This is a genomic window from Advenella mandrilli (assembly GCF_016595155.1).
Taxonomy (GTDB): Bacteria; Pseudomonadota; Gammaproteobacteria; order Burkholderiales; family Burkholderiaceae_B; genus Advenella; species Advenella mandrilli.
The window spans coordinates 76,978-101,375 of sequence record NZ_JAENGP010000009.1 but is presented as its reverse complement, the minus strand read 5'-3'; the positions used below and the strand labels follow the sequence as shown (position 1 = coordinate 101,375).

Sequence of the window (24,398 nt, the reverse complement as noted above, 5' to 3'; positions counted from 1 at the left end):
ACGTATGGTTTCAACATCAATGGTGCATTTGCTGGAAGAAGTCCGGGCCTGTAAAGTATGTGAACCGCATCTTCCGCTTGGCGCAAAGCCAATTCTGGCGGCTTCTGCCAAAAGCCGCATTTTATTGATTGGGCAGGCCCCTGGCCGCAAAGTGCATGAAACCGGTATCGCCTGGAATGATCCCAGCGGTGACAACCTGCGCAACTGGCTAGGTATTAATAAAGAACTGTTTTATAACCCCGACCTGGTGGCGATTGTGCCCATGGGGTTTTGTTATCCGGGTTCGGGCAAATCAGGAGACCTGCCGCCGCGCCCCGAGTGCGCACCCCTGTGGCACGCTAAATTGCTTGAAAAGATGCCTGACGTGGCCTTAACGGTTTTGATTGGACGCTATGCCCAGGGCTATTACCTGAAAGACAGGGCCTATAAAACCCTGACCGAAACCGTGCAGCACTACAAAGAATACCTGCCGCAGTATTTACCCCTGCCACATCCCTCGCCCCGCAACCGCATCTGGCAGCGCCGCAACCCTTGGTTTGAAGAAGAAGTGTTGCCGGAACTGAAACAACGTGTGCAACAAGCATTGAAATAAGCGCCGCCAATTCCCTCTCCAGGAGGGGTGTCAGGCAAAGCCTGACGGGGTAGTCCCCGTCAGTAGAATCACATCGCCGCTTTATAAGCTTTGTCGGCTTCTTCAAATTTATTGACAACCGCTTTGGGCGGTTCTCCGCCAAACAGGGACACCAGAATAATGGTGGCAAAGCAGGCAATAAAACCGGGTACGATTTCGTACAGGTCGATGCCGGAGTTTTTCCATAACACCACCACGATCGCACCCACAATCATGCCTGCCAGGGCACCTCTGCCTGTCATGCGTTTCCAGAACACGGACAGAATGATCACAGGACCAAAGGCGGCACCAAAACCGGCCCAGGCGTAGGCAACCAGACCCAATACCAGGCTGTTGGGGTTGCTGGCCAGCCAGATGGCAATTAAGGCAATCAGCAGAACCATGAAACGGCCAATCCAGACCAGTTCTTTCTGTGAGGCGTATGGACGCAGGAAGCCTTTGTAGAAGTCTTCGGTAATGGCACTGGAGCAAACCAGCAATTGGCAGCTCAAGGTACTCATGACGGCAGCCAGAATGGCGGACAGGATAATACCGGCGATCCAGGGATTGAACAGGATGCTGGCTAGCTCAATGAAAATACGCTCATGGTTTTGGGTCACGGGGCCAGCCAGCTCGGGGTGTTCCTGGAAGTAGGCAATACCGAAATAGCCAACGGCCACGGCACCGGCCAGACACAGGATCATCCAGGTCATGCCAATACGGCGGGCATTTTTCATGGCGCCAACGCTTTCGGCCGCCATGAAGCGGGCCAGAATATGCGGCTGGCCAAAATAACCAAGGCCCCATGCAGCGGTACTGACAATACCCAGGAAAGTGGTGCCGGCAAACAGGCTAGAATATTCCTTGCCTGCCGTGGTGGCGGCAACCTGAATGGATGCCATGGCCTGTTGCCAGTCGCCCAGCCCAATCAGAATCATGATGGGAGTAAGGATCAGTGCAAAAATCATCAGGCTGGCCTGAATGGTGTCGGTCCAGCTAACGGCCAGGAAACCACCAATAAAGGTGTAAACGATAGTGGCGCCTGCGCCCAGCCAAAGGGCGGTACTGTAATTGATATCGAACAGGCTTTCAAACAGGCGGGCACCGGCAACAATACCGGATGCGCAGTAAATCGTGAAAAAGAAAAGAATGATGGTGGCCGCCACAATTTTGATAAGGCGGTTTTCGGATCCGAACCGGTTGTGGAAATAATCAGGCAGGGTGAGGGCATTGTTATTGTATTCGGTATGAACACGCAACCGTCCGGCAATCAAAAGCCAGTTCAGGTAGGCCCCCACGGTAAGCCCGATGGCAATCCAGGACTCGGTTAAGCCGCTTAGGTAAATAGCGCCAGGCAGGCCCATTAACAGCCAGCCGGACATGTCTGATGCACCTGCTGACAAGGCGGTTACAAAACTGCCCAGACTACGGCCACCCAGAATGTAATCGTCAAAATTACGTGTGGAAAAATACGCAATGAACCCGATCGCGATAACCACGACGAGATAAATGGCGAAAGTAATAATCATAGGGTTTAAATTGCCCATGTCTTTCCTTTTTTGTTTTTAAAAAGTGCTAGCTAGGTTACCGATTTTTGATTTGTAAATATATTGGGGTTAACCATTGTTGGGAATAGTTAACCCAATGAATATTAATTATATAGTATGAAAATTAAAGAACATTTTTTGTTTTTATTGAATAGGGTTAACCCTTTGATTGTATTGAGTGGCTCAGAATGGGCATGGATATAGTGAAAACACGTAGTTACAAGTTGTATCCTGTCATGTAAAATGTCTTGCTTTATTCCTTTACCTCTAAAGGGCTAAGGCTGGCTGCAGGCAGTCTTATTCCTGTACGTGGGTGTGGGCAGGACAAAGTATTAAAAGAAGAAATATGGTATGTCGTCAGACCAAACAGATAAAACACAAACAGATAAAACACAAACAGAAACCTCGGAGCAGGAATTCCCAGACGCTGTAAATAATAAACGCCTGAAGCTGGAAGACTGCCTGTCGGTTTTCATTATGGGTGTTTTGGCGCTCATTACATTTGCCAATGTGCTTGTCCGTTACTTTAGCAACCAGTCTTTTGCCTGGACAGAAGAAATCTCTATTTTTTTTCTAATCATCCTCACCATGGTGGGATCGTCCTCGGCCTTTGTGCGATATCAGCATATCAGGATTGAATATTTTGCCGACCATGGTTCTGCGGCTAAAAAATGGTGGTTCAGTATTGCCAGTAATGCATCGGTGTTGCTGTTTTTTGTCCTGTTTACCGTGCTGTCCCTGAAAATGGCCCTGGATGACTACACCTATGGTGATACCTCTCCGGCCATTGGCGTGCCCAATTGGTGGTATTCCATGTGGATGCCGTTGCTGTCATTGTTAATTACATGGCGTCTGGCGGGTATTATGCAAGACCTCATCAAGGTCAGGCCGACATGATTGCCAGCATTTTATTCTCCCTTTTTATTGTCCTGATGCTTATTGGCACGCCGGTAGGGGTGGCTCTGGGCATAGCAGGTACGGTGGCCATTGTTATGGCCAATATGGACACGTATTGGTATGGCCTTATGGCTGTGCCACAAAATTTTTATGCCGGCCTGTCCAAATATCCTTTGCTGGCTATCCCCATGTTTGTTTTGCTGGGCTCTATTTTTGATCGTTCCGGAGTTGCCGCACGCCTGGTTAATCTGGCTGTTGCTATTGTCGGACGGGGTTCCGGCATGCTACCCATGGTGAGTATTATGGTGGCCATGTTTTTAGGTGGGATCTCGGGTTCGGGGCCTGCCTGTGCGGCAGCGGTGGGGGCGGTCATGATCCGTTCCATGAGCCAGGCGGGTTACCCACGGCCTTTTTCCGCCAGTGTGGTGGCTGCCGGTGCGGCAACCGATATCCTCATTCCACCTTCGGTAGCCCTTATCATTTATTCCATTCTGGTGCCGTCGGCATCAGTGCCTGCGCTGTTTGCCGCGGGTATGGTGCCCGGTATCCTGGCGGGTATCTGCCTTATCATTCCTACGGTGTGGCTGGCGCGCCATTACAAAATGGGTGCGGCAGAACAGGATCTTCCCCGTCCGCCATTCTTTAAAAGTCTGGTACAGGCCTCGTGGGGGCTGGCGGCACCGGTGCTTATTCTGGGGGGTATGCGGCTTGGCTGGTTCACGCCCACAGAAGCGGCTGTGGTGGCGGTGTTCTATGGCCTGTTCGTGGGTATGGTGGTGTATCGCACCATCAAGATAAAAGACCTGTCCCTTATTTTTCGCGAAGCGGCCGAGTTGTCAGCGGTTATTTTACTGGTGGTAACGCTGGCGGGTATTTTTGCTTGGGCGCTGTCCACCCTAAGCGTGATCGATCCCATCGCCAATGCCATTGTCCATTCAGGCCTGGGTGAGTATGGGGTGCTGGCCCTGCTGATTGTCCTGTTGGTAATTCTGGGCATGTTCCTGGATGGCATTTCCATCTTCCTGATTTTTGTGCCATTGCTGTTGCCCATTGCCAATGCCTTCAACTGGGACCTGGTGTGGTTCGGTATTATTCTTACCTTAAAAGTGGCAGTAGGGCAATTTACGCCACCATTGGCCGTGAACCTGATGGTTTCCTGCCGAATCGCCAATGTACCTATGGAGTCCACGATTCGCTGGGTGCTTTGGCTGGTGGCTGCCATGTTGCTGGTGTTGTTACTGGTGGTGACTTTTCCTGGTTTGGCTACGTGGTTGCCAAGGTATCTGGGCTATTAGGTTTTAAGTTTAAATTATTATTAATTCAAGGAGTCAAAATGAAATTACGTGCCCTGTTTAAAGCATTTTCATTGTCCGTGGCGGCCATTGCCTGTTCATCTGCAGCCTATGCCCAAGACAATAATTATAAACCGGAATACAAGCTGTCAATTGTCGTGAATACGCAATTCCCATGGGGTCAAGGAGCCCAAATCTGGTCTGACCTGGTCAAGGAAAGAACCGAAGGCCGCATCAATATCAAGATTTATCCCGGTACCTCCCTGGTTCAGGGTGACCAGACCCGTGAATTTACCGCTATCCGGCAGGGGCTGATTGATATGGCGGTGGGTTCAACCATTAACTGGTCTCCCCAGGTCAGTCAGTTGAATATTTTCTCCATGCCATTCTTGATGCCCGATTATGCGGCAGTGGATGCCCTGGTGCAGGGTGAGGTGGGCAAGCAGTTGTTCACGCTTATTGAAAAAGCCGGTGTGGTGCCACTGGCCTGGGGTGAAAACGGCTATCGCCAACTCAGTAACTCCAAACATCCCATTACATTACCCAATGACATGAAAGGCATGAAGTTGCGCGTGGTAGGTTCTCCCTTGTATCTGGATACCTTTACCGCTTTGGGCGCCAATCCGGTACAAATGAGCTGGGCCGATGCACAGCCTGCTCTGGCCAGTGGTGCGGTAGACGGACAAGAAAACCCCTTGTCTATTTACCAGGGATCCAAGCTTTATAACGTAGGTCAGAAATACCTGACATTGTGGAATTATGTGAATGATCCGCTGGTGTTTGTGGTGAATAAAAATATCTGGAACAGTTGGACTGAACAGGATAGGGAAATTGTCCGTCAGGCCGCACTGGATGCCGCTAAACAGGAAATTGCCATTGCCCGTAAAGGAGTTACACCTGAAGATGATTCAATGTTAAAGGAAATTGCCAGCCATGGTGTAGAGATAACAAGCCTGACTCCCGAGCAGCATGATGCCTTCGTGAAGGTTACCCAGCCTGTTTTTGATAAATGGAAAGTACGCATTGGCACAGAGCTGGTTGACCAGGCCCTGAAAGATATTGAAAACCGCAAGAAGTAATTAAACCGGCATCTGGTGTTTTTTTACTGTAAAAATTGCCGGTGCGTTGTGTTAAGTGCAGTAATGCAAAAGACCCTGCTGAAACGGAATAGTATCCAATGTCAGCAGGGTCTTTTTGCAGGCTGATTAGCCAGTTAGCAAATTACCCGATTACCCAATCGTCATCAGGCTGGCATTGCCGCCTGCCGCTGCGGTATTGGTACTGATGCTTTGCTCATGTACCAGACCCAGCCAGGGGTATTGCTTGCCCTGGATGATTTCTTCCGGGCTTAATCCATAGGCAATCATAATCGGCCCCTTGCGCTGGCTCAGGCGCTGGTTCAGATTGCACAGATCGTCGCTATCTCCTTCAAACAAAACGGCATCAAAGCCAGCTTCGTCAACCTGGCTGTCGGCAATCAGGCTGATCTGTTCACGCTGGCCTGCCTCTGTCTTGTCCAGCCATTGGCGGGTAGCGGGCGAATCAATAAACAGGGCCTGGTTTCCGGTGGCGGTAATCTGGCTTAGCTGGGTAATAAAACCCTGTTCGCTTTGAGCGAAGGCCAATACCGTTCCGCGGGGAACCAGACGATACACGTTGGTTTCTCCGGTTGGGCCGGGCAGGGCAAGGGTCAGGCTGGCGGGCTCTGTTGGATTGAAGGGCGACGGTAATTGGTCGTTGCCCTGTGATAGCAGGCGGAATAAATACAGCGGGCCACCGGCTTTGGGGCCGGTGCCCGACAGGCCCTGGCCGCCAAAGGGTTGCACGCCCACCACCGCGCCCACAATATTGCGGTTGACATAAATATTGCCGGCATGAATGCGGTTGGAGATGTGGCTAATGGTTTCATCAATCCGGGAATGAATGCCAAAGGTCAGGCCATAACCGGTATGATTAATAGCCTCAACCAGGGCATCCAGATTTTCCCGCTTGAAGCGGACCACATGCAGGACAGGCCCAAACACTTCGCGTTCCAGCTCGGCAATATCATTAATCTCAATCAGGGCAGGGGCAACGAAGGTGCCAAATTCGGTGTTGGTATCCATGGAAATTTGCTCAACCGGGTGGCCCGCATGGCGCATTTTTGCAATATGGCGCTCGATAATCTCCTTGGCTTCCTGGTCAATCACGGGGCCCACATCGGCAGACAGCAAATCGGGTTTGCTAACCGAGAGTTCTTGCATGGCACCCTTGAGCATGGTCAGGATGTGATCGGCAGCGTCTTCCTGCAGGCATAAAATACGCAGGGCGGAGCAACGCTGGCCGGCAGAGTCAAAGGCCGAGTTCAGGACATCAAACACCACCTGTTCGGACAGGGCTGAAGAGTCGACAATAAGGGCATTCTGGCCACCGGTTTCGGCAATCAGGGGAATGGCGTGACCGTGTGGGTCAAGTCTGCCCGCGAGTTTGCTGGCAAGAATACGGGCTACTTCGGTAGAGCCGGTAAACATCACGCCCCGGATAGCCTCGTGTGAAACCAGTTGGTCACCCACGGTTTCACCGTTGCCCGGCATTAGCTGTACGGCTTCACGCGGGATACCGGCCGCATGCAAAATGGCCACGGCCTGGGCGGCAATCAAGGGGGTTTGTTCGGCAGGCTTGGCCAATACGGTATTGCCGGCGGCCAGGGCAGCACTAACCTGGCCGGTGAAAATGGCCAGCGGGAAGTTCCAGGGGCTGATACAAACCACTGGCCCCAATGGGCGATGCACGTCTTCCTTGAAGTGCTGTTCAATTTGTTCGGCGTAATAACGCAGGAAATCAACCGCCTCGCGCACTTCGGCAATCGCATTGGGCAGGGATTTGCCCGCTTCCCGAATGATCAGCCCAAGCAGCACCTGCATATTGTTTTCCATTAGCTGGGCCGCCGTACGCAGGCAATGGGCACGTTCCTGAATGGGGGTGGCTTGCCAGATAGGCGCCATATTAACCGCTGCCTCGACAGCCTGTTGGACCTCTTCCTGACTGGCCTCAATCACCTTGCCCACTTCATCGCGATGATCGGCAGGGTTCAGGGACACTCTTGCGCGCTCATCATTCCAGTCTTCTTCAGACAAAAGGGTAGGGGCTGCCCGCCAGGCCTGGGAGGCGCTGTTCAGCAAGGCGGCAGACAAAGATCCAAGTCGGTGTTCGTTGCTTAAATCTATGCCTGAGGAGTTTTGGCGCTTGCTGTTGAGGCCCGGCTCGCTGGAGTGATAAATATCCAGCGGCAGGGGAATTTTTTCGTGGGGGGCACCCAGTGGCGTGATGCGGGCAACCGTTTCCAGCGGGTTTTCCACCAGTGTGTTGATGTCTATGTTTTCATCGGCAAGCTGGTTCACAAAAGACGTGTTAGCCCCGTTTTCCAGCAGGCGGCGCACCAGATAGGCCAGCAGGGTTTCATGGGTGCCAACAGGTGCATACACGCGGCAGGGGCGGTTCAGCTTTTTGGGGCCAACCACTTCTTCATAAAGCGGTTCACCCATGCCATGCAGGCATTGGAATTCGTACTGGCCCGGGTAATAGTTTTTACCGGCCAGGTGATAAATGGCCGACAGGGTTTGGGCATTATGGGTGGCAAATTGCGGGTAGACCGCAGCAGGTGCGTCCAGCAGTTTACGGGCGCAGGCCAGATAGGCCACATCGGTATAAGACTTGCGGGTATACACCGGGTAGCCTTCCAGGCCATCCACTTGGGCGCGTTTGATTTCGCTGTCCCAGTAAGCGCCTTTGACCAGGCGGATCATTAGGCGGTGATGGGTGCGCCGACCCAGGTCAATCACATAATCAATCACATACGGTGCCCGTTTCTGGTAGGCCTGAATCACAAAGCCAATGCCGTTCCAGCCGTCAAATTCGCGGTTGTGGCAAAGGGCTTCAAGCAGGTCCAGCGACAGCTCCAGGCGGTCGGCTTCCTCGGCATCGATATTTAAGCCAATATCATAGGATTTGGCCAGTTTAGTCAGTGATTCAAGGCGTGGCAGCAGTTCATTCATGATGCGTTCACGCTGGGCACGGGAATAACGCGGATGTAGGGCAGACAGCTTGATGGAAATGCCTGGCCCTTCATAGATGCCCCGGCCCTGTGAGGCCTTGCCAATCGCGTGAATCGCCTGTTCGTATGATTCGTAGTAGCGTTGGGCATCGGCCATGGTGGTGGCGGCTTCGCCCAGCATATCGTAGCTGTAACGGAAACCACGGGCTTCAAATTTGCGGCTGTTGGCCAGTGCGGCAGAAATGGTTTGTCCGGAAACGAACTGTTCACCCATCATGCGCATGGCCATGTTCACGCCCTGGCGAATTAAGGGTTCGCCACCTTTGCCGATTAAGCGGGTAAGGGCCGATGACAGGTTTTGTTCGCTATTAACGGCGACCAGCTTGCCGGTTAGCATTAAGCCCCAGGTAGCGGCATTGACAAATACCGAGGAAGAACCGCCCATATGGGATTTCCAGTCACCATGGCTTAATTTGTCACGGATCAGGGCATCACGGGTGGCTTTGTCGGGGATGCGTAACAAGGCTTCGGCCAGGCACATTAAGGCCACGCCTTCCTGGCTGGACAAGGCAAATTCCTGGATCAGGCCTTCAACGCCGCCCGATGGGCTTTTGTTTTTAAGGGCTTTTACCAGTGACAGGGCCAATTCCCGGGTTTGTTCGGGTTGGGCAATATGGGCCTGTTCCAGCAAAATGGGAATACATTCGGTTTCGGGGCGACGGTAGGCCGCGGTTATGGCTGCCCGCAACACAGACTGGGGCTGGATGTCCTGGCCAAATTCGTAAAACGGCGGGTTAAGCGTCTCGTTGTCGGGAACCTCAATCTCGCTTTCGCCCGTCTGGATCACCAAATGGGACAGTTCTTCAGGGGTATGGCCCCGTTCGATTTGGTCCAGATAAGCCAGCAGGGCCTGTTTGTGCAGCCAATGCGGGGTACAGTTCAGTTTGCTGGCATTGTGCTGCAAACGTTCTTTCAGGGTGGAATCAACCTTGATTCCCAGGGTGGTGTTTTTGTTGGCCATAATTTTTTTGCCGTCATGGGTTGTTCATGACCTCATAGATTATAGAATTTTATGGCCGTACAGTATTAGGGTTAACCATTAATGAAAAAAGGTTAACCCAATGAAAATGCATTATTTATAGTGAAGTAATGCTACCCAGCAGGGCACCGGCAATCAGGAAAATACCGGTCCAGATGTTGGCGCGGAACAGGGCAAAGCTTTTGTCCCGGCGGTTGATGTCGAAGGTGTACAGTTGCCAGAAAAAATGCAGCACAATAATCGCCATGAAGATGCCGTAACCCCAGCCCATGCCCATGGCCAGACCGGCCCAGATCCACAGGATGGCAGTTGCCGCATAAAATCCGCTTAGCCAGATCAGGCCTTTTTCACCAAATTTCAGGGCGGTGGAACGCAGTCCCAGCTTGATATCATCTTGCATGTCGGCATAGGCATAAATGGTGTCATAGCCAATTTGCCACATCACGGCACCCAGCCACATGGCAATGGCAGCGGTGGGAACGGTATTTTGGGTGTCTGACCAGGCCATCAGCATGCCCCAGTTAAAGGCAATACCCAGTACAAGTTGGGGCCAGTAGGTAAACCTTTTGCACAGCGGGTAAATAAATACAATAGGTACCAGCAATACGGCCAGCCAGCGGCTGTAACTGTTAATGAAAAACAGCAGGCTGGCTGCCAGAGCCAATTGGGCAAACAGGAAAACATAAGCCTGTTTAAGTGTAATCTGGCCACTGGTTAAGGGACGGTAACGGGTGCGTGCCACATGTTTGTCGAAGTCGCGATCGCAAATGTCGTTAATGGTGCAGCCGGCGCTGCGCATGAGCAGGGCACCCAGGCAGAAAATAAGTAGGCGCCAGACATCGGGCAGGCCGTTGGCGGCCTGGATAAGGGCGGCAATGCAGGGCAACAGGGTCAGCCAGGTGCCAATGGGACGGTCCAGTCGGCAGATGCGGGCATAAGGCCCCCAAGAGGCGGGCAGGTAACGTTCGACCCAGTCGTTATGGTGGATATCGCTTAAATTGGGTTGTTGGGTGTTAACAGTCATTGATATTTGCGTATGGCTTCAGGGTATCGGTTCAGAGTAGAGTGGCCACATTTTAACGTGTTTATGGAGCTTGCGGCAAAACCCGCCCGTTTGTGTCAAGGCGGCTAATTAATAGCCAAAAATAAATTGCAAAAGTGTGTTGCTCGGCGGTGATATGACGGTTGGGCAGCGTTTGTTCATATACAATAATTTCTTTTGGTAACACAGACCCGACACAATCCGCTGGCTTTCTGCCACCTTTTATTTCACGGGTCATTTTGTTTTCAGGTTTATTTTATATGCCCAGCTATATAGAGATACTTGCAACAGTCTTGTTTGCAATTGCCATTATTCATACTTTTTCGGTTTCTTATTTTGCCAAACTGGCGCACCGGAACGGTCCCCATGCAGGCATGTGGCATTTGCTGTCTGAAGTAGAGGGTGTATTTGGTGTTTGGGCTGCCATTCTTATTGTGGTCATGGCATTGGCTGGGGGCCTGGACCCCGCGGTTGAATACATGGAAAGCCGCAACTTTACCGAGCCCCTGTTTGTGTTTGCCATTATGGTGGTAGCGGCCAGCCGGCCGATTCTTCAACTGGTTAGTGATGTGGTTCGCTTTATTGCCAGGGTGGCACCGGTGCAAACCGAAGTGGCCACGTTTTTCATTACCTTGTCACTGGTGCCCCTGGCTGGTTCTTTCATTACCGAGCCCGCCGCCATGACCCTGGCCGCTCTTATGCTAAAAGAAGGCTTTTTTACCCGCAGCGGTAATGTGCGGTTCAAGTACCTGGCCTTGGGGGTCCTGTTTGTCAATATCTCTATTGGTGGGGTGCTAACTGCCTATGCCGCGCCGCCGGTGCTGATGGTGGCGCAAAAATTTGGCTGGGATAGCGTTTACATGGCCACCCATTTTGGCTGGAAAGCGGCTGTGGCCGTGATTGCCAATGCGTTAATTATTACCCTGATTTGCCGCAAGGATATCGAGTCCCGTTTGGTGGGTACCGGTCGTGGTATTAATGCTCCCAAAACCCAAAGTACTGAAAAAGTACGCCCTCGCGTGCCGGTTAGCGTTATTCTGGTGCATTTGTTATTCCTGGTGGGTATTGTTTTGTTTGCCCATCATGCGGCCATTTTTCTGGGCCTGTTAATGCTTTTCATTGGTTATTGCGAAGCCTATAAGCATCATCAAGACCGTCTCATGATTCGTGAAGGCTTAATGGTGGGTTTCTTCCTGGCCGGTCTGGTGATTCTGGGTGGGTTGCAGCAATGGTGGCTGCAAGACCTGCTGGGTGGCATGTCGCCTACTGTCCTGTACTGGGGTGCCATGGTGTTAACGGCGGTTACCGATAATGCGGCGCTAACCTATCTGGGTTCCCTGGTAGAAGGCACTAACGAAATCTGGCGTTATATGCTGGTGGCGGGGGCGGTAACCGGGGGCGGTTTAACCGTAATTGCCAATGCGCCCAACCCGGCCGGATTTTCTATTTTGCGGGGCTGTTTTCCCCATGGTTCGATTTCGCCAAAATGGTTGCTGGTGTCGGCATTGTTGCCAACGCTCATGGCGGCCATCATGTTTTTATTGCCAGTACAGATTCTTGGAAGTACAGGTTTGTAAAACACGTTAAAATAAACGGTTTTATTGGATTTTACATTGGGTAAGGTGTATTTAGCCTAGCCATGTTTACTTTTTTTGTGAGTTAAGCTGTGCCAATTTATGCATATAAATGCAGCGCTTGCGGTCATGAGCAGGATGTGCTGCAAAAAATGTCTGATGATCCCCTTACCGTTTGCCCCGAGTGCAAGCAGGAAACCTACACCAAACAGGTTACCGCTGCGGGCTTTCAATTAAAGGGTACGGGGTGGTATGTGACTGATTTCCGTGGTTCAAACCCGTCTTCGGGCGGGGCAGCAGCCAGTTCCGGTACCTCTTCCTCCCCAGGGGACAGTACCGCTCCCTCTTCCGGAAGCAGCACGACTTCAGCTTGATTTTTAACTAGAATATCATCGGCATTGCATCAGTAATGCCATTGTTTACAGATTTTTCGGAGCATTTCAATTATGCGTACCTGCTATACCGGTCAGGTTTGTCTTGATCACCTGGATCAAACCGTTACATTATTTGGTTGGGTGCATCGTCGTCGCGATCATGGTGGCGTTATTTTTATCGACTTGCGCGATCGTGAAGGGCTTGCCCAAATTGTGTTTGATCCCGACAATGAAGCCGCATTTGAAATTGCCGAAAATCTTCGCAACGAATATTGTATTCGTATTACCGGGCTGGTGCGTCACCGCCCTGAAGGCACGGTTAACCCAGACCTGAAATCTGGCGAGGTGGAAATCCTGTGCCGTGAAGTTGAAGTCCTGAATGCATCGGTGACGCCACCCTTCCAGCTGGATGATGACAACCTGTCTGAAACCACCCGCCTTACCCATCGTGTTCTGGACTTGCGTCGTCCGCAAATGCAGCGCAACCTCATGTTGCGTTACCGGGTTTCCATCGAAGTGCGTAAATACCTGGATAACCTGGGCTTTATCGATATTGAAACCCCCATGCTTACCAAGAGCACGCCCGAAGGCGCCCGTGATTACCTGGTGCCTTCCCGTGTTCATGATGGCCAGTTCTTTGCCCTGCCGCAGTCTCCGCAGCTGTTCAAGCAAATGTTAATGGTATCGGGTTTCGACCGTTATTACCAAATCACCAAATGCTTCCGTGACGAAGACTTGCGCGCCGATCGCCAGCCTGAATTTACCCAGATCGACTGCGAAACCTCTTTCCTGAACGAAGAGCAGATTCGCGAGATCTTTGAAGGCATGCTGCGTCATATCTTCAAGGTGGTGCACAGTGTAGATCTTGATGATCCCTTCCCGATCATGTCCTGGGACGAAGCGATGAAACGCTTTGGCTCAGACAAACCCGACATGCGTGTGAAACTGGAGTTCACTGAATTAACCGACGTCATGAAAGACGTTGATTTCAAGGTTTTCTCGGGCGCTGCCAACCAGGCAGGTGGCCGGGTGGTTGCCTTGCGCGTGCCTCAGGGTGCTGCGCTGTCACGCAAAGAAATAGACGACTACACCCAATTTGTGGCTATTTACGGTGCCAAGGGTCTGGCCTGGATCAAGGTTAATGAAGTGGCCAAGGGCCGTGATGGCCTGCAGTCACCCATTGTGAAAAACATTCACGATGCCGCTCTGGCTGAAATCATCAAACGCACCGGTGCCCAGGATGGCGATATCCTGTTCTTTGGTGCCGATAAGGCCAAAGTGGTTAACGATGCCATTGGTGCCTTGCGCGTCAAGCTGGGTCACAGCGATTTTGCCAAAGAGCACGGCCTGTTTGAAAAAACCTGGAAACCCTTGTGGATTGTTGACTTCCCGATGTTTGAATACGACGAGGAAGAAGGGCGTTACACCGCTGCACACCATCCCTTTACCAGCCCTAAAGATGGTCACGAAAACTATCTTGAAACCGATCCGTCCAAAGCGTATGCCAAGGCCTATGATCTGGTGCTGAACGGTTGGGAAATTGGGGGTGGATCGGTTCGTATTCACCGTGAAGAAGTCCAGAGCAAGGTATTCCGTGCCTTAAATATCAACGAAGAAGAAGCCCGTGAGAAATTCGGCTTCCTGCTTGATGCCCTGCAGTACGGTGCGCCGCCGCACGGTGGCCTGGCATTCGGTCTTGACCGCCTGGTTACGTTAATGGCCGGTGCCGACTCTATCCGTGACGTGATTGCTTTCCCGAAAACACAGCGTGCACAATGCCTGCTAACCCAGGCACCTTCTGAGGTAGACGAGAAGCAATTGCGTGAGTTGCATATCCGTTTGCGGAATATTGAGGTTAAATAAACTTCAGTTTAGTAAAAAGGGGGCAATGCCCCCTTTTTACTTGTTCCGACGCTCCTGCATGGGAACAAGTAACAGTTTGCGTGGAACCACCCCGTCGCTTTGCGACACCCCTCCGCGGGAGGGGAATGTTTAAATGCTTTCGCTTAACTGCTCCATGACCTGTGGGTTCTCCAGGGTAGAAATATCCTGGGTAACTGTTTCACCCTTGGCCAGGGTTCTTAGCAGGCGGCGCATGATTTTGCCTGAACGGGTTTTGGGCAGGTTTTCACCAAAGCGAATGTCATCAGGCTGGGCAATTTTGCCAATTTCATGGGCGACCCAGCTCTTCAGCTCGGCAGCCATTTTTTTGGCCTCTTCACCTTCGGGGCGATCACCTTTTAACACCACAAAAGCCACTACGGCTTCGCCTTTGAGATCGTGCGGCTTGCCAACCACGGCGGCTTCCGCCACCAGGGGGTTGGCCACCAGGGCCGATTCAATTTCCATCGTGCCCAAACGGTGTCCGGATACATTCAGCACATCGTCAATACGACCCATGATCCAGATATAACCCTGTGCATCGCGGTGGGCGGAGTCACCCGCCAGATAGGTTTTGCCGCCAAACTCATCGGGGAAATAAGTGGCGGTAAAACGTTCGTCATCACGCCAGATGGTACGCAGCAGCGACGGGAATGGTCGTTTAATCACCAGGGAACCGCCTTTGCCTTGCTCTACCGAGGCACCTGATTCGTCAACAATATCAGTCATAATGCCGGGTAATGGCAGGGTGCATGAACCGGGCTTGATAGAGAAAGCACCAGGAATGGGGGCAATCATGTGCGCACCGGTTTCGGTTTGCCACCAGGTGTCCACAATGGGGCAGCGGCTTTGGCCAACGGTTTCGTAATACCACATCCAGGCTTCGGGGTTGATGGGTTCGCCCACCGAACCCAGCAGGCGCAGGGAAGACAGGTCAAACTTGCCAGGCAAATCGGGGCCCAGTTTGATGAGAGAACGGATAGCGGTGGGGGCGGTATAGAAGGTAGTAACCTTGTGTTTTTCAATCATCTGCCAGAAGCGGGATGCATCGGGGTAGGTGGGTACACCTTCGAATACGATCTGGGTAGCGCCAACGGCCAACGGGGCATAGCAAATAAAGGTATGGCCGGTAATCCAGCCCACGTCGGCGGTGCACCAGAAGACATCATTGGACTTGTAATCAAACACCCAGCGCATGGATAAAACGCCACCCAGCAGATAACCGCCGGTACTGTGCTGAACCCCTTTGGGTTTGCCGGTACTGCCGGAAGTATAAAGAATGAATAAAGGATCTTCGGCATTCATCCATTCGGGTTCGCACTGGCTGGACTGGCCCTGGGTAATATCGTGCCACCAGAGGTCGCGTGAATCGTCCCATGGGGTGTCACTGTCGGTGCGTTTAAGGACAATCACTTTTTCAATGCTGGTGCAGTCGCGATGCGACAGTGCTTCGTCAACCGTGGACTTGAGCGGGGTAAATTTGCCACCCCGCACGCTTTCGTTAGCGGTAATAATAATTTTGGCTTCGGCATCTTTAACGCGATCACGCACGGCACCTGAAGAGAAACCGCCAAAAACCACCGAATGGATCGCACCAATACGGGCGCAAGCCTGCATGGCGACAACGGCTTCAGCGGTCATGGGCATGTAAATAACCACGCGATCGCCTTTGGTTACGCCCAGGCTTTTCAGGGCATTGGCAAACTGGCAAACACGGTCATGCAACTGCTGGTAAGTAATGTGTTCGCTCTGGCCATCATCTTTTTCATAAATAATGGCGGTTTTGTCGGCTTTGTCAATAAGATGGCGGTCAATGCAGTTATAGGAGGCATTCAGTTCACCATCGGCAAACCATTTATAGAAGGGGGCGTTGCTTTCATCAAGCACCTGGGTGAAGGGCTTCTTCCATGTCAGGTTCTCTCTGGCCGCATCTGCCCAAAAGCCCTCGTAATCTTCGTTTGCCTTGTTGCACAGCGCGTTGTAGGCATCGCTGCTGATATTGGCGTTATTTACAAAATCCTCATTGGGTTGAAAAACCCGGCTTTCTTTCAATACTGATTCTATTGCTGACATGATTTGTCCCTTTATATAGTTAAAATTTAATCGTTGCCGGATAGATGATAGCCAACTATCCGGCTATTATTTTATTTTAATGTTGTGCGGCTCCTGATGCACCAATTCCGGTCATTGAGCGCACATATTGTGCCTGGAATCCAGCCTTGTCCAGTTTGGCCCGTTCAGAAGTGTCGGTAACAGAAACCAGCCAGGCCACGATAAAGGTCAGGGGAATGGTAAACAGGGCAGGGTTACCGTACGGGAAAATAGGCGCGTCGTTATGCAGCACGCTAACCCATACCGTAGGTCCCAGTACAATCAGGACGGTGGCGGCAATCAGACCGCTGAAGCCACCCACCACGGCACCGCGTGTAGTCAGGTTCTTCCAGAACATGGACAGGAACAGGATGGGGAAGTTGGCGGAAGCAGCCAGCGCAAAGGCCAGGCCCACCATGAAGGCCACGTTCTGGTTCTCGAAAGCAATACCCAGGATAATGGCCAGCACACCCAGTACCAATGTGGTTAAGCGGGAAATGCGCATTTCATCATGAGGACGGGCTTTGCCTTTCATAATGACTGATGCGTACAGATCATGGCTAACGGCAGAGGCCCCGGACAAGGTTAGGCCGGCAACCACGGCCAGAATAGTGGCAAAGGCAACGGCAGAGATAAAGCCCAGGAAAATGTTGCCACCCACGGCATTGGACAAATGCACGGCCGCCATATTGGTGCCGCCAATAATTTGGGTAATTTCAACCCCATCTTTGATCGTGGTTTCAAAAAACTGTGGGTCTTTGGTTAGTAGCATGATGGCGCCAAAACCAATAATAAAGGTCAGGATGTAGAAGTAACCAATAAAGCCGGTAGCCACAAATACGGATTTACGTGCCTGCTTGGCATCTTTTACCGTGAAAAAACGCATCAGGATATGGGGCAGGCCTGCGGTACCAAACATTAAGGCCACACCCAGTGAAAGGGCATCAATCGGGTTTTTCACCAACCCGCCCGGGCTCATGATAGAGGTCCCTTTTTCATGAACTTCGGTGGCTTTCTTAAACATGATTTCAGGACTGAAATCGGCAATTTTCAAGACCATGAACGCCATGAAAGTGGCCCCCGACAGCAGCAGGACGGCTTTGATGATTTGCACCCAGGTGGTGGCCAGCATGCCGCCAAACAGGACGTACAGCACCATTAACACACCCACAATAAGCACGGCCCAGATATAGTTCATGCCAAACAGCAGCTGGATAAGCTTGCCTGCACCAACCACCTGTGCAATCAGGTAAATCATTACCACCAGCAAGGTACCCGAAGCGGCAAACAGACGCACGGGGGTTTGTTTGAGGCGGTAGGCGGCCACATCGGCAAAGGTGAATTTGCCCAGATTGCGCAAACGCTCGGCAATCAGGAACAGCACAATGGGCCATCCCACCAGAAAGCCAGTGGAATAAATAAGACCATCGTAGCCGGTGGTGTAAACCATGGCTGAAATGCCCAGGAATGAAGCGGCGGACATATAATCGCCGGCAATCGCCAGACCGTTTTTAAAGCCGGAAATACCCCCTCCGGCGGTATAAAAATCGCTGGTAGTGGTGTTTTTACGAGCGGCCCAGTAGGTAATGTACAGGGTAGCGGCCACGAACAGGAAGAACATGATAATGGCCGGAATGTTCAGGGGTTGTTTTTCAACTTCACCGGTCAGGGCGTCGGCCCAGGCCGAGGTGCTGAACAGGCCAGCCAGCAGGGCCAGTAAATATTTATTCATGGTTTTGCTCCTGCACCACACGAATCACCCGTTGGGTGGTTTCTTCGAATACGCCATTGGCTTTATGTACATAAATGCCGGTAATGGCAATCGCAAACAAAATCACGAACAGGCCAATATAAATGCCCCAGGTGGTAATGCTGCCGGTGCCTACGGGTACCCCGAAGGATTCGGGGCTAAGCCCGATATACAAGATATAAACCACATAGATGCTGAATATGAGGATGGAAAAACTCCATCCGAGCACACTTTTCTGGTGTGCCATTTTTTGGAACTCAGGGTTATCCAATACCCTTTGCGTCAGTTTATCCACTTTATGTCTCCGGTAAAGTAAAACTGTTTTTAAAAAAGAAGGGACTGCTTTGTTGTTATTGGACTTGGCGTAATGTAAAGGAGACAAGACCGCTATTTCTAATTTTATTTTTTGATTGATAGTATTTGCTCAAATTATGATTGATTAAAAGAATCAATAAAATCAATGGCTTGTGATGTTGTTTTGGGCAAGTTAGGCAAAGTGTAAAAAACGGCCATGATAAAACCCTTGATCTAAATCAAAAGATAAATACTTTTCTTCGGAAAATTTTTTATATCACAGGCGTACAATAAAAACGCGGTAAAAAAAACGCCATCAAAAAGCGTCATGAAATAATTAAAAAAACCTAAAAAACAATTATTAAAAAAGTTTAAATTTAAATGGAGTATCCAGGAGGATAAATGGATCTGACTCAACTGAAAAGTTTTGTGGCAGTGGCCCATTACGGGCATTTAACGCAGGCGGCTGAATCCCTGCATTTGTCACAACCGGCCGTGACCGCACAAATCAAGGCCATAGAGCGCAACCTTGATGTTAATTTGTTTGACCGTAATACCCAGGGCATGAAACTCACACCGGCTGGCGAGGCCTTTTTGCCCAAGGCCGAATCTATTTTGCAGCAAATGCGCGAGCTTGATGTTTTTGCCCTTAGCCTTTCAGCTACCTATGTGGAACAGGCAAAACTGGGCATTATCCAATCGGTAGACCGGCAGATGTTAAGCCGCCTGGTTAACCGTACTCTTGAACTGGACAGCTCTTTATACCTGCATATTGAAAACAGCCTTAGCGGAGAAGTCCTGAACAAAGTGCGCAAGAAAGAGCTTGATGCCGGTTTTTTTCTGGGTGACAACCCTTACCGCACGGTTTACGCCATAGAGCTTGATGAGATTCATTATGTGCTGGTGGTGGCCGTGCAGCGGCTGGCCCAAGCCATAGAAAGCCCTAAAGAATTTTTCAATTCCGCCACCTGGATAGAACGCCCGGCTTTTTCGGCCGGCGATAAAATTAGCAACCGCTTCTGGCACCAGCAAAAACTGTCGCCGCAAACCGTGCTGGTTTGTGATGATATTGATTTATGCATAGAGCTGGTGGCCAGCAACCTGGCTGTCACGCTGATTCCCTCGCGTGAAGCGTATCGGGCCATCAAGGCGGGTAAAAAAATTGCCTTGGTACCGGGGTATGAAATGCGTGCACGACTTAGTTATATTTATCCGGCCGAATACGAAACCGATAAAAACAGCCAGCTTATCCGCCAGGCAGTGTGTGATACCTGGGGCGTGTCGCCGTAAACCTTAAACGGTATTAATAAAAGTCATCCTAAATAAACCACATCACTTTTCCTGATCTGCCATATCAGCATCCTGTCTTGAGGTACAGACGGCCTGCCAACTTGTTTCAGGCATAAACGCATGAGCCTATGCTATGCTTTTTAAGCATGAATTTTTGTAAAGATGTCCCGAATTTATCAGGGATTCAAAAAAGGTACACTAAATGCTATTAAGATAGTTAATACTATTAAGATTATCTTAATAATAAAACCAAACAGGAATGGAGTTAAACATGACAACAGAAGTACAAACCTCATTGAAAGGGAAAGTGGCGTTGGTAACGGGTGCGGCCAGTGGTTTGGGGCGTGAAATTGCCCTGACCTATGCCAAGGCCGGTGCGGCGGTCGGCATTGCCGACCTGAATATTGATGGGGCCAATAAAGTAGCTGAAGAAATTATTAATGCCGGTGGCAAAGCCATTGGGGTTGTGATGGACGTGACCAGCGAAGAGCAGGTTAACCAGGGCGTAGAAGCCGTTGTGGCCGAGTTCGGTTCGATTGATATTCTGGTTTCTAATGCAGGCATACAAACTATTGAATCCATTGATAAATTTGATTACGCCAAATGGAAGCAGATGCTGGCGATTCATCTTGACGGTGCTTTCCTGACCACCAAGGCCGCACTTAACCACATGTATCCTGCAGGCCGTGGTGGTGTGGTTATTTACATGGGTTCAGTCCATTCACACCTGGCTTCCAAACTGAAGGCTCCCTACGTAACTGCCAAGCATGGTTTGCTGGGCCTGGCACGTGTGCTGGCCAAGGAAGGCGCCGAACATAATGTTCGTTCGCATGTTATTTGCCCTGGATTTGTGCGTACCCCTATTGTTGAAAAACAAATTCCCGAACAGGCCAAAGAACTGGGTATTTCCGAAGAAGAAGTGATTAAAAATGTCATGCTGGGCGGTACCGTAGACGGAGAGTTCACCACTGCCGACGATATTGCCCAAACGGCCCTGTTCCTGGCCGCATTCCCCAACAAGGCATTAACCGGCCAATCAATTACCGTCAGCCATGGCTGGTACATGCACTAAGTTGTGTTGTTTTTATTAATATTCCAGTCCGGAGAAATCATTGAAATTGCCAAATTATGAGCGCATCGCCCTGGTCTTGCAGGGTGGCGGGGCGCTGGGTGCTTATCAGGCCGGGGTCTACCAGGGCCTGAATGAAGCGGGTATCAAGCCCAATCATATTTCCGGCATCTCTATTGGTGCCCTGAATACCGCTATTATTGCCGGAAATCCGCCCGAGGATCGCGTTGAAAAACTGCATCAGTTCTGGGAAACCATCTGCCAGCCCAATCTGGGCCTGTCCATGTTGCCGTTTTTTGAGCAGGGTTTGTTCAATATGCATGACTGGTACAAGATCGGTCTTGGCAATATGTATGGGTTAAGTGCCATTCTTGATGGCCAGAACGGCTTTTATAAACCTCGTATCCCGCCACCGGCCATGATGGGGCATGGTACGCCTGAACAGGCCAGTTATTACGACGCTTCAGCCCTTAAGCATACCCTTGAAAAATTCTGTGATTTTGACCGCATCAACAGCAATAAATGCGATATTCATGTGTCGGTGGGCGCGGTGAATGTCCGTACCGGCAACTTTGTTTATTTTGACAATGAATGCCACACACTGCGGGCCGAGCATTTCATGGCTTCGGGGGCACTGCCTCCGGCCTTTGCCCCAGTAGAAATTGATGGCGATTACTACTGGGACGGGGGTATCGTTTCTAATACGCCCTTAACCTACGTGCTGGGTGCAAAACCAAGCCGGGACACCTTGGTGTTCCAGGTTGACCTGTGGAGTGCCCGTGGACATGTTCCGAAAAACATGGGAGAGGTTAATGACCGGCAAAAAGAAATCCAGTATTCCAGCCGGACCCGTATGCTGACCGATTACTGGAAACAGGTTCAGGAAATGCGCCATGCCATTGGTAAGTTGCTTGAACTGGTGCCCCATGAAAAACTGGCTAAAAATGGTTCACTGGACCGGCTTAAAGAACTGGCTGACCGGCCCAATTACAATGTGATCCAGTTGATTTATCGTGACCGCCCCTACGAAAGCCATAACAAAGACTATCAGTTTGGTCTTGCCAGCATGAAAGATCATTGGCAATCGGGCCTGATTGATATCCGTGAGACCCTGGTCAAGCCCGAATTCCTGGCCATGCCAGACGATGAAATCGGTTTTGTGTCACATGACGTTCACCGGGATGAAGTGTATGTTCCCAAGGGGGCACAGTCTACATGAGCTCATCGCCTTATCGCAGCCTGCCCTATTTGCTGCTAACGGTGCGTGAAGCACTAATGGTGCATTTTCGGCCCCTTTTGCATGCAGAAGGCCTGACCGACCAGCAATGGCGGGTACTGCGTGCCTTGGGTGAACAGGAGCCTCTTGAGCCTAACCAGCTTTCCAGTGTTTGCATGTTACTGGGCCCCAGCCTGACCCGAATGCTTACGGGCATGGAGCAGTCGGGCCTGATCAGCCGTAGTCGCTCGCGCCAGGACCAGCGGCGGCAGGAAGTTTACCTGACCGAAAAAGGGCAGGCTTTGCTGGCCCGGATCAAGCCACTTATTGAAAACCAGCATAATGCGCTGGAAGAAAGCATTGGCAAGGAGCTGATGGACAGGATTTATAAAGATCTTGACAGCCTGCAGGAAAAAATTCCACAGGAACCGCTTGTCAGGAAAAAAGACGCTTTATGATACGTAAGCAAAAATACTGTTTTAAAACCGTATTTTTGCTTTTGCCATTTTTTAATATGACGATCGGTTTTTAACATGAGCTGGAGCGCTAAACTCAAACTGCACCACCTGAAAATTCTGGTGGCGCTGGCCGAACAGAAAAACCTGACTCGGGTGTCTGAACTCATGAATATGACCCAGCCAGCCCTGTCAAAATGGCTGTCGGGCCTGGAAGAGGAAATCGGCATGCCTCTGTTTGAACGGCACAGTAAAGGGATCCGGCCCACAGCAGGTGGTTTGCTGGTGGTCAAGCATGCACGCCGTTTACTTAATGAACTGGAACGCTCTACCAAAGATGTCGAGCTCTTCAAGCAAGGCATTCAGGGGTCGCTCATGATTGGCAGTTCGCCGGTGGCCACCGATGTGGTTTCAAAGGCGGTGCTGGCCCTGCTTAAAGACTATCCCAATGTTCATGTGCGCATCCTGGAAAACGTCATGACGCCGTTACTGGAACAACTGGTTTCGGGGCATATCGATGCTGTTATTGGCCGGGTGGGCGGCAATGCCCTGCAATTGCCCCTGAATTATAAAGTGCTTTATACCGAACCCATCTGTTTTGTGGCCAGGCCGGGGCATCCCCTGGCAGCCCAGAAAAATATTGATTGGGTACAGTTAAGCGATTATTACTGGATTGTCTGGCCTACTGGCACCCCCATCAGAAGCAGTATTGACCATGCGCTGGTTGACTTGGGCATGATGATGCCGGCCAATCATGTTGAATCGGGCTCGATGAGTGCCACCGTGCGCATGGTGCAGGCTAGCGATATGGTGGGTATTTTGTCGCAGCGTCTGGCTGAAAGCTTTGCCACTGAACAGCAGCTGGTTATTCTGGATTTGCCTAAAATTGAGCAAAAGGGCAGTGTAGGTATTTTCTGGCGCCAGAACGAACCGCCATCAGATACGCTAGAGGCCTTTTTGGGGCACTTGGTAGAAGCATCCCAGTAATAAGAAGAAGCCTGCTTTTCCTTACGCCAACTGTGCCCACGCAGGGTGTAAGCAGTAAAATTCCCCTCTGTGGAGGGGTGGCAGGCGAAGCCTGACGGGGTGGTGCTTTCTTCATCCCGGTTCCCACGCTCATGAACTGATCCCAAAAAGTTGGACACCTATTCAACTTATTGGGATCAGTTCACGCCAGCGAGGGAACGGGATTTTTAATCAAGCCGCATCAAGCAGTAGCTGGCGCGATGTAATCGGGTTGGTTTTCTGGTGCTGCTGCCTTGAAGGCAGGCATTGACGTGCAATGCTCATACACTTTCATGCAACGTGGATAGGCGCTCATATCGCATTTCATGCGAATGGCATTGGCCAGTTGTGGAACCAGGCAGCAATCGGCCAGGCTAGGTGTATCGCCAACGCAGAAGTTGCCAGAGCCGGCTTTTTCAAGCAAGGCCTCTATGCTTTGCAGGCCCGTTGCAATCCAGTGCGCGTACCAGGCCTGTTTTTGCTCTTCACTAAGCTGAAGGTCTTTGCTTAAGTACTTCAGGATACGCATATTGTTAACGGGGTGGATATCGCAAGCAATGCCATAGGCAATTTCCAGCACCAGGGCTCGCTGTGCCGCTGGCTCAGGAATAAGCGGGGCAACGGCAGGGTATTTCCGGTCCAGATAATCAATAATCGCCAATGACTGGCCAATAGACCCTTCAGGAATATCGGCCAGAGCCGGAACCAGGCCCATTGGGTTCAGTTTGCAAAAATCAGGTTCGTTCTGTTCACCAACACGAATATTAATGCCTTCGGTTTCATACGGGACACCTTTCAGGGCCAAGGCGATACGGACACGATAAGAAGCGGAACTATTGAAAAAGCTGTAAAGTTTAGTCATTGTTTATCTTTTTTGATGGTTAATGCCGTTTGGCTGATGCAGAAGATACCCCTGTAACAGAGGGGTATCTTCGCGTT

Annotated in this window: 20 protein-coding genes; 12 read left to right on the top strand and 8 right to left on the bottom strand. The window is 51.0% G+C overall.

Annotated features, from left to right (window positions below):
• Window positions 1-4 precede the first annotated feature (4 nt).
• Window positions 5-592 carry a uracil-DNA glycosylase family protein gene (locus JHL22_RS08945; RefSeq protein ID WP_200236150.1) on the top strand — a complete coding sequence of 196 codons (588 nt, stop codon included), beginning with the start codon at window positions 5-7 and terminating at the stop codon, window positions 590-592.
• 68 nt (window positions 593-660) lie between these two features.
• On the opposite strand, the gene putP is transcribed toward JHL22_RS08945, so the two are convergent.
• On the bottom strand, window positions 661-2,157 hold the full coding sequence (gene putP, locus JHL22_RS08940; RefSeq protein ID WP_200236148.1) for a sodium/proline symporter PutP: 1,497 nt from the start codon (window positions 2,155-2,157) through the stop codon (window positions 661-663).
• A 351-nt stretch (window positions 2,158-2,508) separates the two neighbouring features.
• On the opposite strand from putP, the gene JHL22_RS08935 reads away from it, so the two are divergent.
• The 3 genes from JHL22_RS08935 to JHL22_RS08925 are packed head-to-tail and all read left to right on the top strand — an operon-like array spanning window position 2,509 to window position 5,425.
• Complete coding sequence (locus tag JHL22_RS08935) at window positions 2,509-3,054, top strand: TRAP transporter small permease (RefSeq protein ID WP_200236146.1); 546 nt, start codon at window positions 2,509-2,511, stop codon at window positions 3,052-3,054.
• Window positions 3,051-4,349, top strand: a complete 1,299-nt coding sequence (locus tag JHL22_RS08930; RefSeq protein ID WP_200236349.1) for a TRAP transporter large permease — start codon at window positions 3,051-3,053, stop codon at window positions 4,347-4,349. The genes JHL22_RS08935 and JHL22_RS08930 overlap by 4 nt, the downstream gene beginning before the upstream one ends.
• Window positions 4,350-4,387: 38 nt before the next feature.
• Window positions 4,388-5,425 carry a DctP family TRAP transporter solute-binding subunit gene (locus JHL22_RS08925; protein WP_200236144.1) on the top strand — a complete coding sequence of 346 codons (1,038 nt, stop codon included), beginning with the start codon at window positions 4,388-4,390 and terminating at the stop codon, window positions 5,423-5,425.
• A gap of 150 nt (window positions 5,426-5,575) precedes the next feature.
• Here JHL22_RS08925 and putA read toward each other — a convergent pair whose 3' ends face one another.
• The 3 genes from putA to JHL22_RS08910 all read right to left on the bottom strand — a co-directional run bounded on the left by putA (window position 5,576) and on the right by JHL22_RS08910 (window position 10,698).
• The gene (putA, locus tag JHL22_RS08920) at window positions 5,576-9,400 is read right to left on the bottom strand and encodes a trifunctional transcriptional regulator/proline dehydrogenase/L-glutamate gamma-semialdehyde dehydrogenase (protein WP_200236142.1); all 3,825 of its coding nucleotides are present in this window, start codon (window positions 9,398-9,400) and stop codon (window positions 5,576-5,578) included.
• 115 nt (window positions 9,401-9,515) lie between these two features.
• Window positions 9,516-10,442 (bottom strand): 4-hydroxybenzoate octaprenyltransferase, encoded by a 927-nt coding sequence (gene ubiA, locus JHL22_RS08915; protein ID WP_200236140.1) that lies wholly within the window; start codon window positions 10,440-10,442, stop codon window positions 9,516-9,518.
• A gap of 61 nt (window positions 10,443-10,503) precedes the next feature.
• Window positions 10,504-10,698 carry a hypothetical protein gene (locus tag JHL22_RS08910; protein ID WP_200236138.1) on the bottom strand — a complete coding sequence of 65 codons (195 nt, stop codon included), beginning with the start codon at window positions 10,696-10,698 and terminating at the stop codon, window positions 10,504-10,506.
• Window positions 10,699-10,720: 22 nt separating this feature from the next.
• Here JHL22_RS08910 and JHL22_RS08905 point away from each other — a divergent pair, with 22 nt between their 5' ends.
• The 3 genes from JHL22_RS08905 to aspS all read left to right on the top strand — a co-directional run bounded on the left by JHL22_RS08905 (window position 10,721) and on the right by aspS (window position 14,271).
• Window positions 10,721-12,037, top strand: a complete 1,317-nt coding sequence (locus JHL22_RS08905; protein WP_200236136.1) for a putative Na+/H+ antiporter — start codon at window positions 10,721-10,723, stop codon at window positions 12,035-12,037.
• An 89-nt stretch (window positions 12,038-12,126) separates the two neighbouring features.
• Window positions 12,127-12,408: an FmdB family zinc ribbon protein gene (locus tag JHL22_RS08900; protein WP_200236134.1), complete on the top strand. Its 282-nt coding sequence runs from the start codon at window positions 12,127-12,129 to the stop codon at window positions 12,406-12,408.
• A 72-nt stretch (window positions 12,409-12,480) separates the two neighbouring features.
• A complete protein-coding gene (gene aspS, locus JHL22_RS08895) occupies window positions 12,481-14,271 on the top strand; it encodes an aspartate--tRNA ligase (protein WP_200236132.1) in 1,791 nt (596 codons plus the stop codon).
• Between the two features lie 129 nt (window positions 14,272-14,400).
• Here the strand turns inward: aspS and acs are convergent, their stop codons facing one another.
• The 3 genes from acs to JHL22_RS08880 all read right to left on the bottom strand — a co-directional run bounded on the left by acs (window position 14,401) and on the right by JHL22_RS08880 (window position 18,425).
• Window positions 14,401-16,362 (bottom strand): acetate--CoA ligase, encoded by a 1,962-nt coding sequence (acs, locus tag JHL22_RS08890; protein WP_200236130.1) that lies wholly within the window; start codon window positions 16,360-16,362, stop codon window positions 14,401-14,403.
• Window positions 16,363-16,438: 76 nt separating this feature from the next.
• On the bottom strand, window positions 16,439-18,112 hold the full coding sequence (locus tag JHL22_RS08885) for a cation acetate symporter (protein WP_200236128.1): 1,674 nt from the start codon (window positions 18,110-18,112) through the stop codon (window positions 16,439-16,441).
• Window positions 18,105-18,425, bottom strand: coding sequence for a DUF485 domain-containing protein (locus tag JHL22_RS08880; protein ID WP_329610657.1), 321 nt, complete (start codon window positions 18,423-18,425; stop codon window positions 18,105-18,107). The genes JHL22_RS08885 and JHL22_RS08880 overlap by 8 nt, the downstream gene beginning before the upstream one ends.
• 401 nt (window positions 18,426-18,826) lie before the next feature.
• Between JHL22_RS08880 and JHL22_RS08875 the strand changes: the two genes are divergently transcribed.
• The 5 genes from JHL22_RS08875 (at window position 18,827) to JHL22_RS08855 (ending at window position 23,441) form a co-directional block, all read left to right on the top strand.
• The gene (locus JHL22_RS08875; RefSeq protein WP_200236125.1) at window positions 18,827-19,714 is read left to right on the top strand and encodes a LysR family transcriptional regulator; all 888 of its coding nucleotides are present in this window, start codon (window positions 18,827-18,829) and stop codon (window positions 19,712-19,714) included.
• Between the two features lie 271 nt (window positions 19,715-19,985).
• Entirely contained in the window at window positions 19,986-20,786 is an 801-nt protein-coding gene (locus JHL22_RS08870; RefSeq protein WP_200236123.1) for a 3-hydroxybutyrate dehydrogenase, read from the top strand.
• A 40-nt stretch (window positions 20,787-20,826) separates the two neighbouring features.
• Complete coding sequence (locus JHL22_RS08865) at window positions 20,827-22,002, top strand: patatin-like phospholipase family protein (RefSeq protein ID WP_200236121.1); 1,176 nt, start codon at window positions 20,827-20,829, stop codon at window positions 22,000-22,002.
• On the top strand, window positions 21,999-22,457 hold the full coding sequence (hpaR, locus tag JHL22_RS08860) for a homoprotocatechuate degradation operon regulator HpaR (RefSeq protein ID WP_200236119.1): 459 nt from the start codon (window positions 21,999-22,001) through the stop codon (window positions 22,455-22,457). Before JHL22_RS08865 ends, hpaR begins: the two co-directional genes overlap by 4 nt.
• Window positions 22,458-22,532: 75 nt before the next feature.
• Window positions 22,533-23,441: a LysR family transcriptional regulator gene (locus JHL22_RS08855; RefSeq protein WP_200236117.1), complete on the top strand. Its 909-nt coding sequence runs from the start codon at window positions 22,533-22,535 to the stop codon at window positions 23,439-23,441.
• A 220-nt stretch (window positions 23,442-23,661) separates the two neighbouring features.
• Here JHL22_RS08855 and maiA read toward each other — a convergent pair whose 3' ends face one another.
• On the bottom strand, window positions 23,662-24,321 hold the full coding sequence (gene maiA / locus JHL22_RS08850) for a maleylacetoacetate isomerase (protein WP_200236114.1): 660 nt from the start codon (window positions 24,319-24,321) through the stop codon (window positions 23,662-23,664).
• Window positions 24,322-24,398: the final 77 nt, after the last annotated feature.

Coding starts and splice junctions, on each gene's coding strand:
- JHL22_RS08945 (WP_200236150.1), top strand. CDS start 5: ATGGTTTCAACATCAATGGTGCATTTGCTGGAAGAAGTCCGGGCCTGT.
- putP (WP_200236148.1), bottom strand. CDS start 2,157: ATGGGCAATTTAAACCCTATGATTATTACTTTCGCCATTTATCTCGTC.
- JHL22_RS08935 (WP_200236146.1), top strand. CDS start 2,509: ATGTCGTCAGACCAAACAGATAAAACACAAACAGATAAAACACAAACA.
- JHL22_RS08930 (WP_200236349.1), top strand. CDS start 3,051: ATGATTGCCAGCATTTTATTCTCCCTTTTTATTGTCCTGATGCTTATT.
- JHL22_RS08925 (WP_200236144.1), top strand. CDS start 4,388: ATGAAATTACGTGCCCTGTTTAAAGCATTTTCATTGTCCGTGGCGGCC.
- putA (WP_200236142.1), bottom strand. CDS start 9,400: ATGGCCAACAAAAACACCACCCTGGGAATCAAGGTTGATTCCACCCTG.
- ubiA (WP_200236140.1), bottom strand. CDS start 10,442: ATGACTGTTAACACCCAACAACCCAATTTAAGCGATATCCACCATAAC.
- JHL22_RS08910 (WP_200236138.1), bottom strand. CDS start 10,698: ATGACCCGTGAAATAAAAGGTGGCAGAAAGCCAGCGGATTGTGTCGGG.
- JHL22_RS08905 (WP_200236136.1), top strand. CDS start 10,721: ATGCCCAGCTATATAGAGATACTTGCAACAGTCTTGTTTGCAATTGCC.
- aspS (WP_200236132.1), top strand. CDS start 12,481: ATGCGTACCTGCTATACCGGTCAGGTTTGTCTTGATCACCTGGATCAA.
- acs (WP_200236130.1), bottom strand. CDS start 16,362: ATGTCAGCAATAGAATCAGTATTGAAAGAAAGCCGGGTTTTTCAACCC.
- JHL22_RS08885 (WP_200236128.1), bottom strand. CDS start 18,112: ATGAATAAATATTTACTGGCCCTGCTGGCTGGCCTGTTCAGCACCTCG.
- JHL22_RS08875 (WP_200236125.1), top strand. CDS start 18,827: ATGGATCTGACTCAACTGAAAAGTTTTGTGGCAGTGGCCCATTACGGG.
- JHL22_RS08870 (WP_200236123.1), top strand. CDS start 19,986: ATGACAACAGAAGTACAAACCTCATTGAAAGGGAAAGTGGCGTTGGTA.
- hpaR (WP_200236119.1), top strand. CDS start 21,999: ATGAGCTCATCGCCTTATCGCAGCCTGCCCTATTTGCTGCTAACGGTG.
- JHL22_RS08855 (WP_200236117.1), top strand. CDS start 22,533: ATGAGCTGGAGCGCTAAACTCAAACTGCACCACCTGAAAATTCTGGTG.
- maiA (WP_200236114.1), bottom strand. CDS start 24,321: ATGACTAAACTTTACAGCTTTTTCAATAGTTCCGCTTCTTATCGTGTC.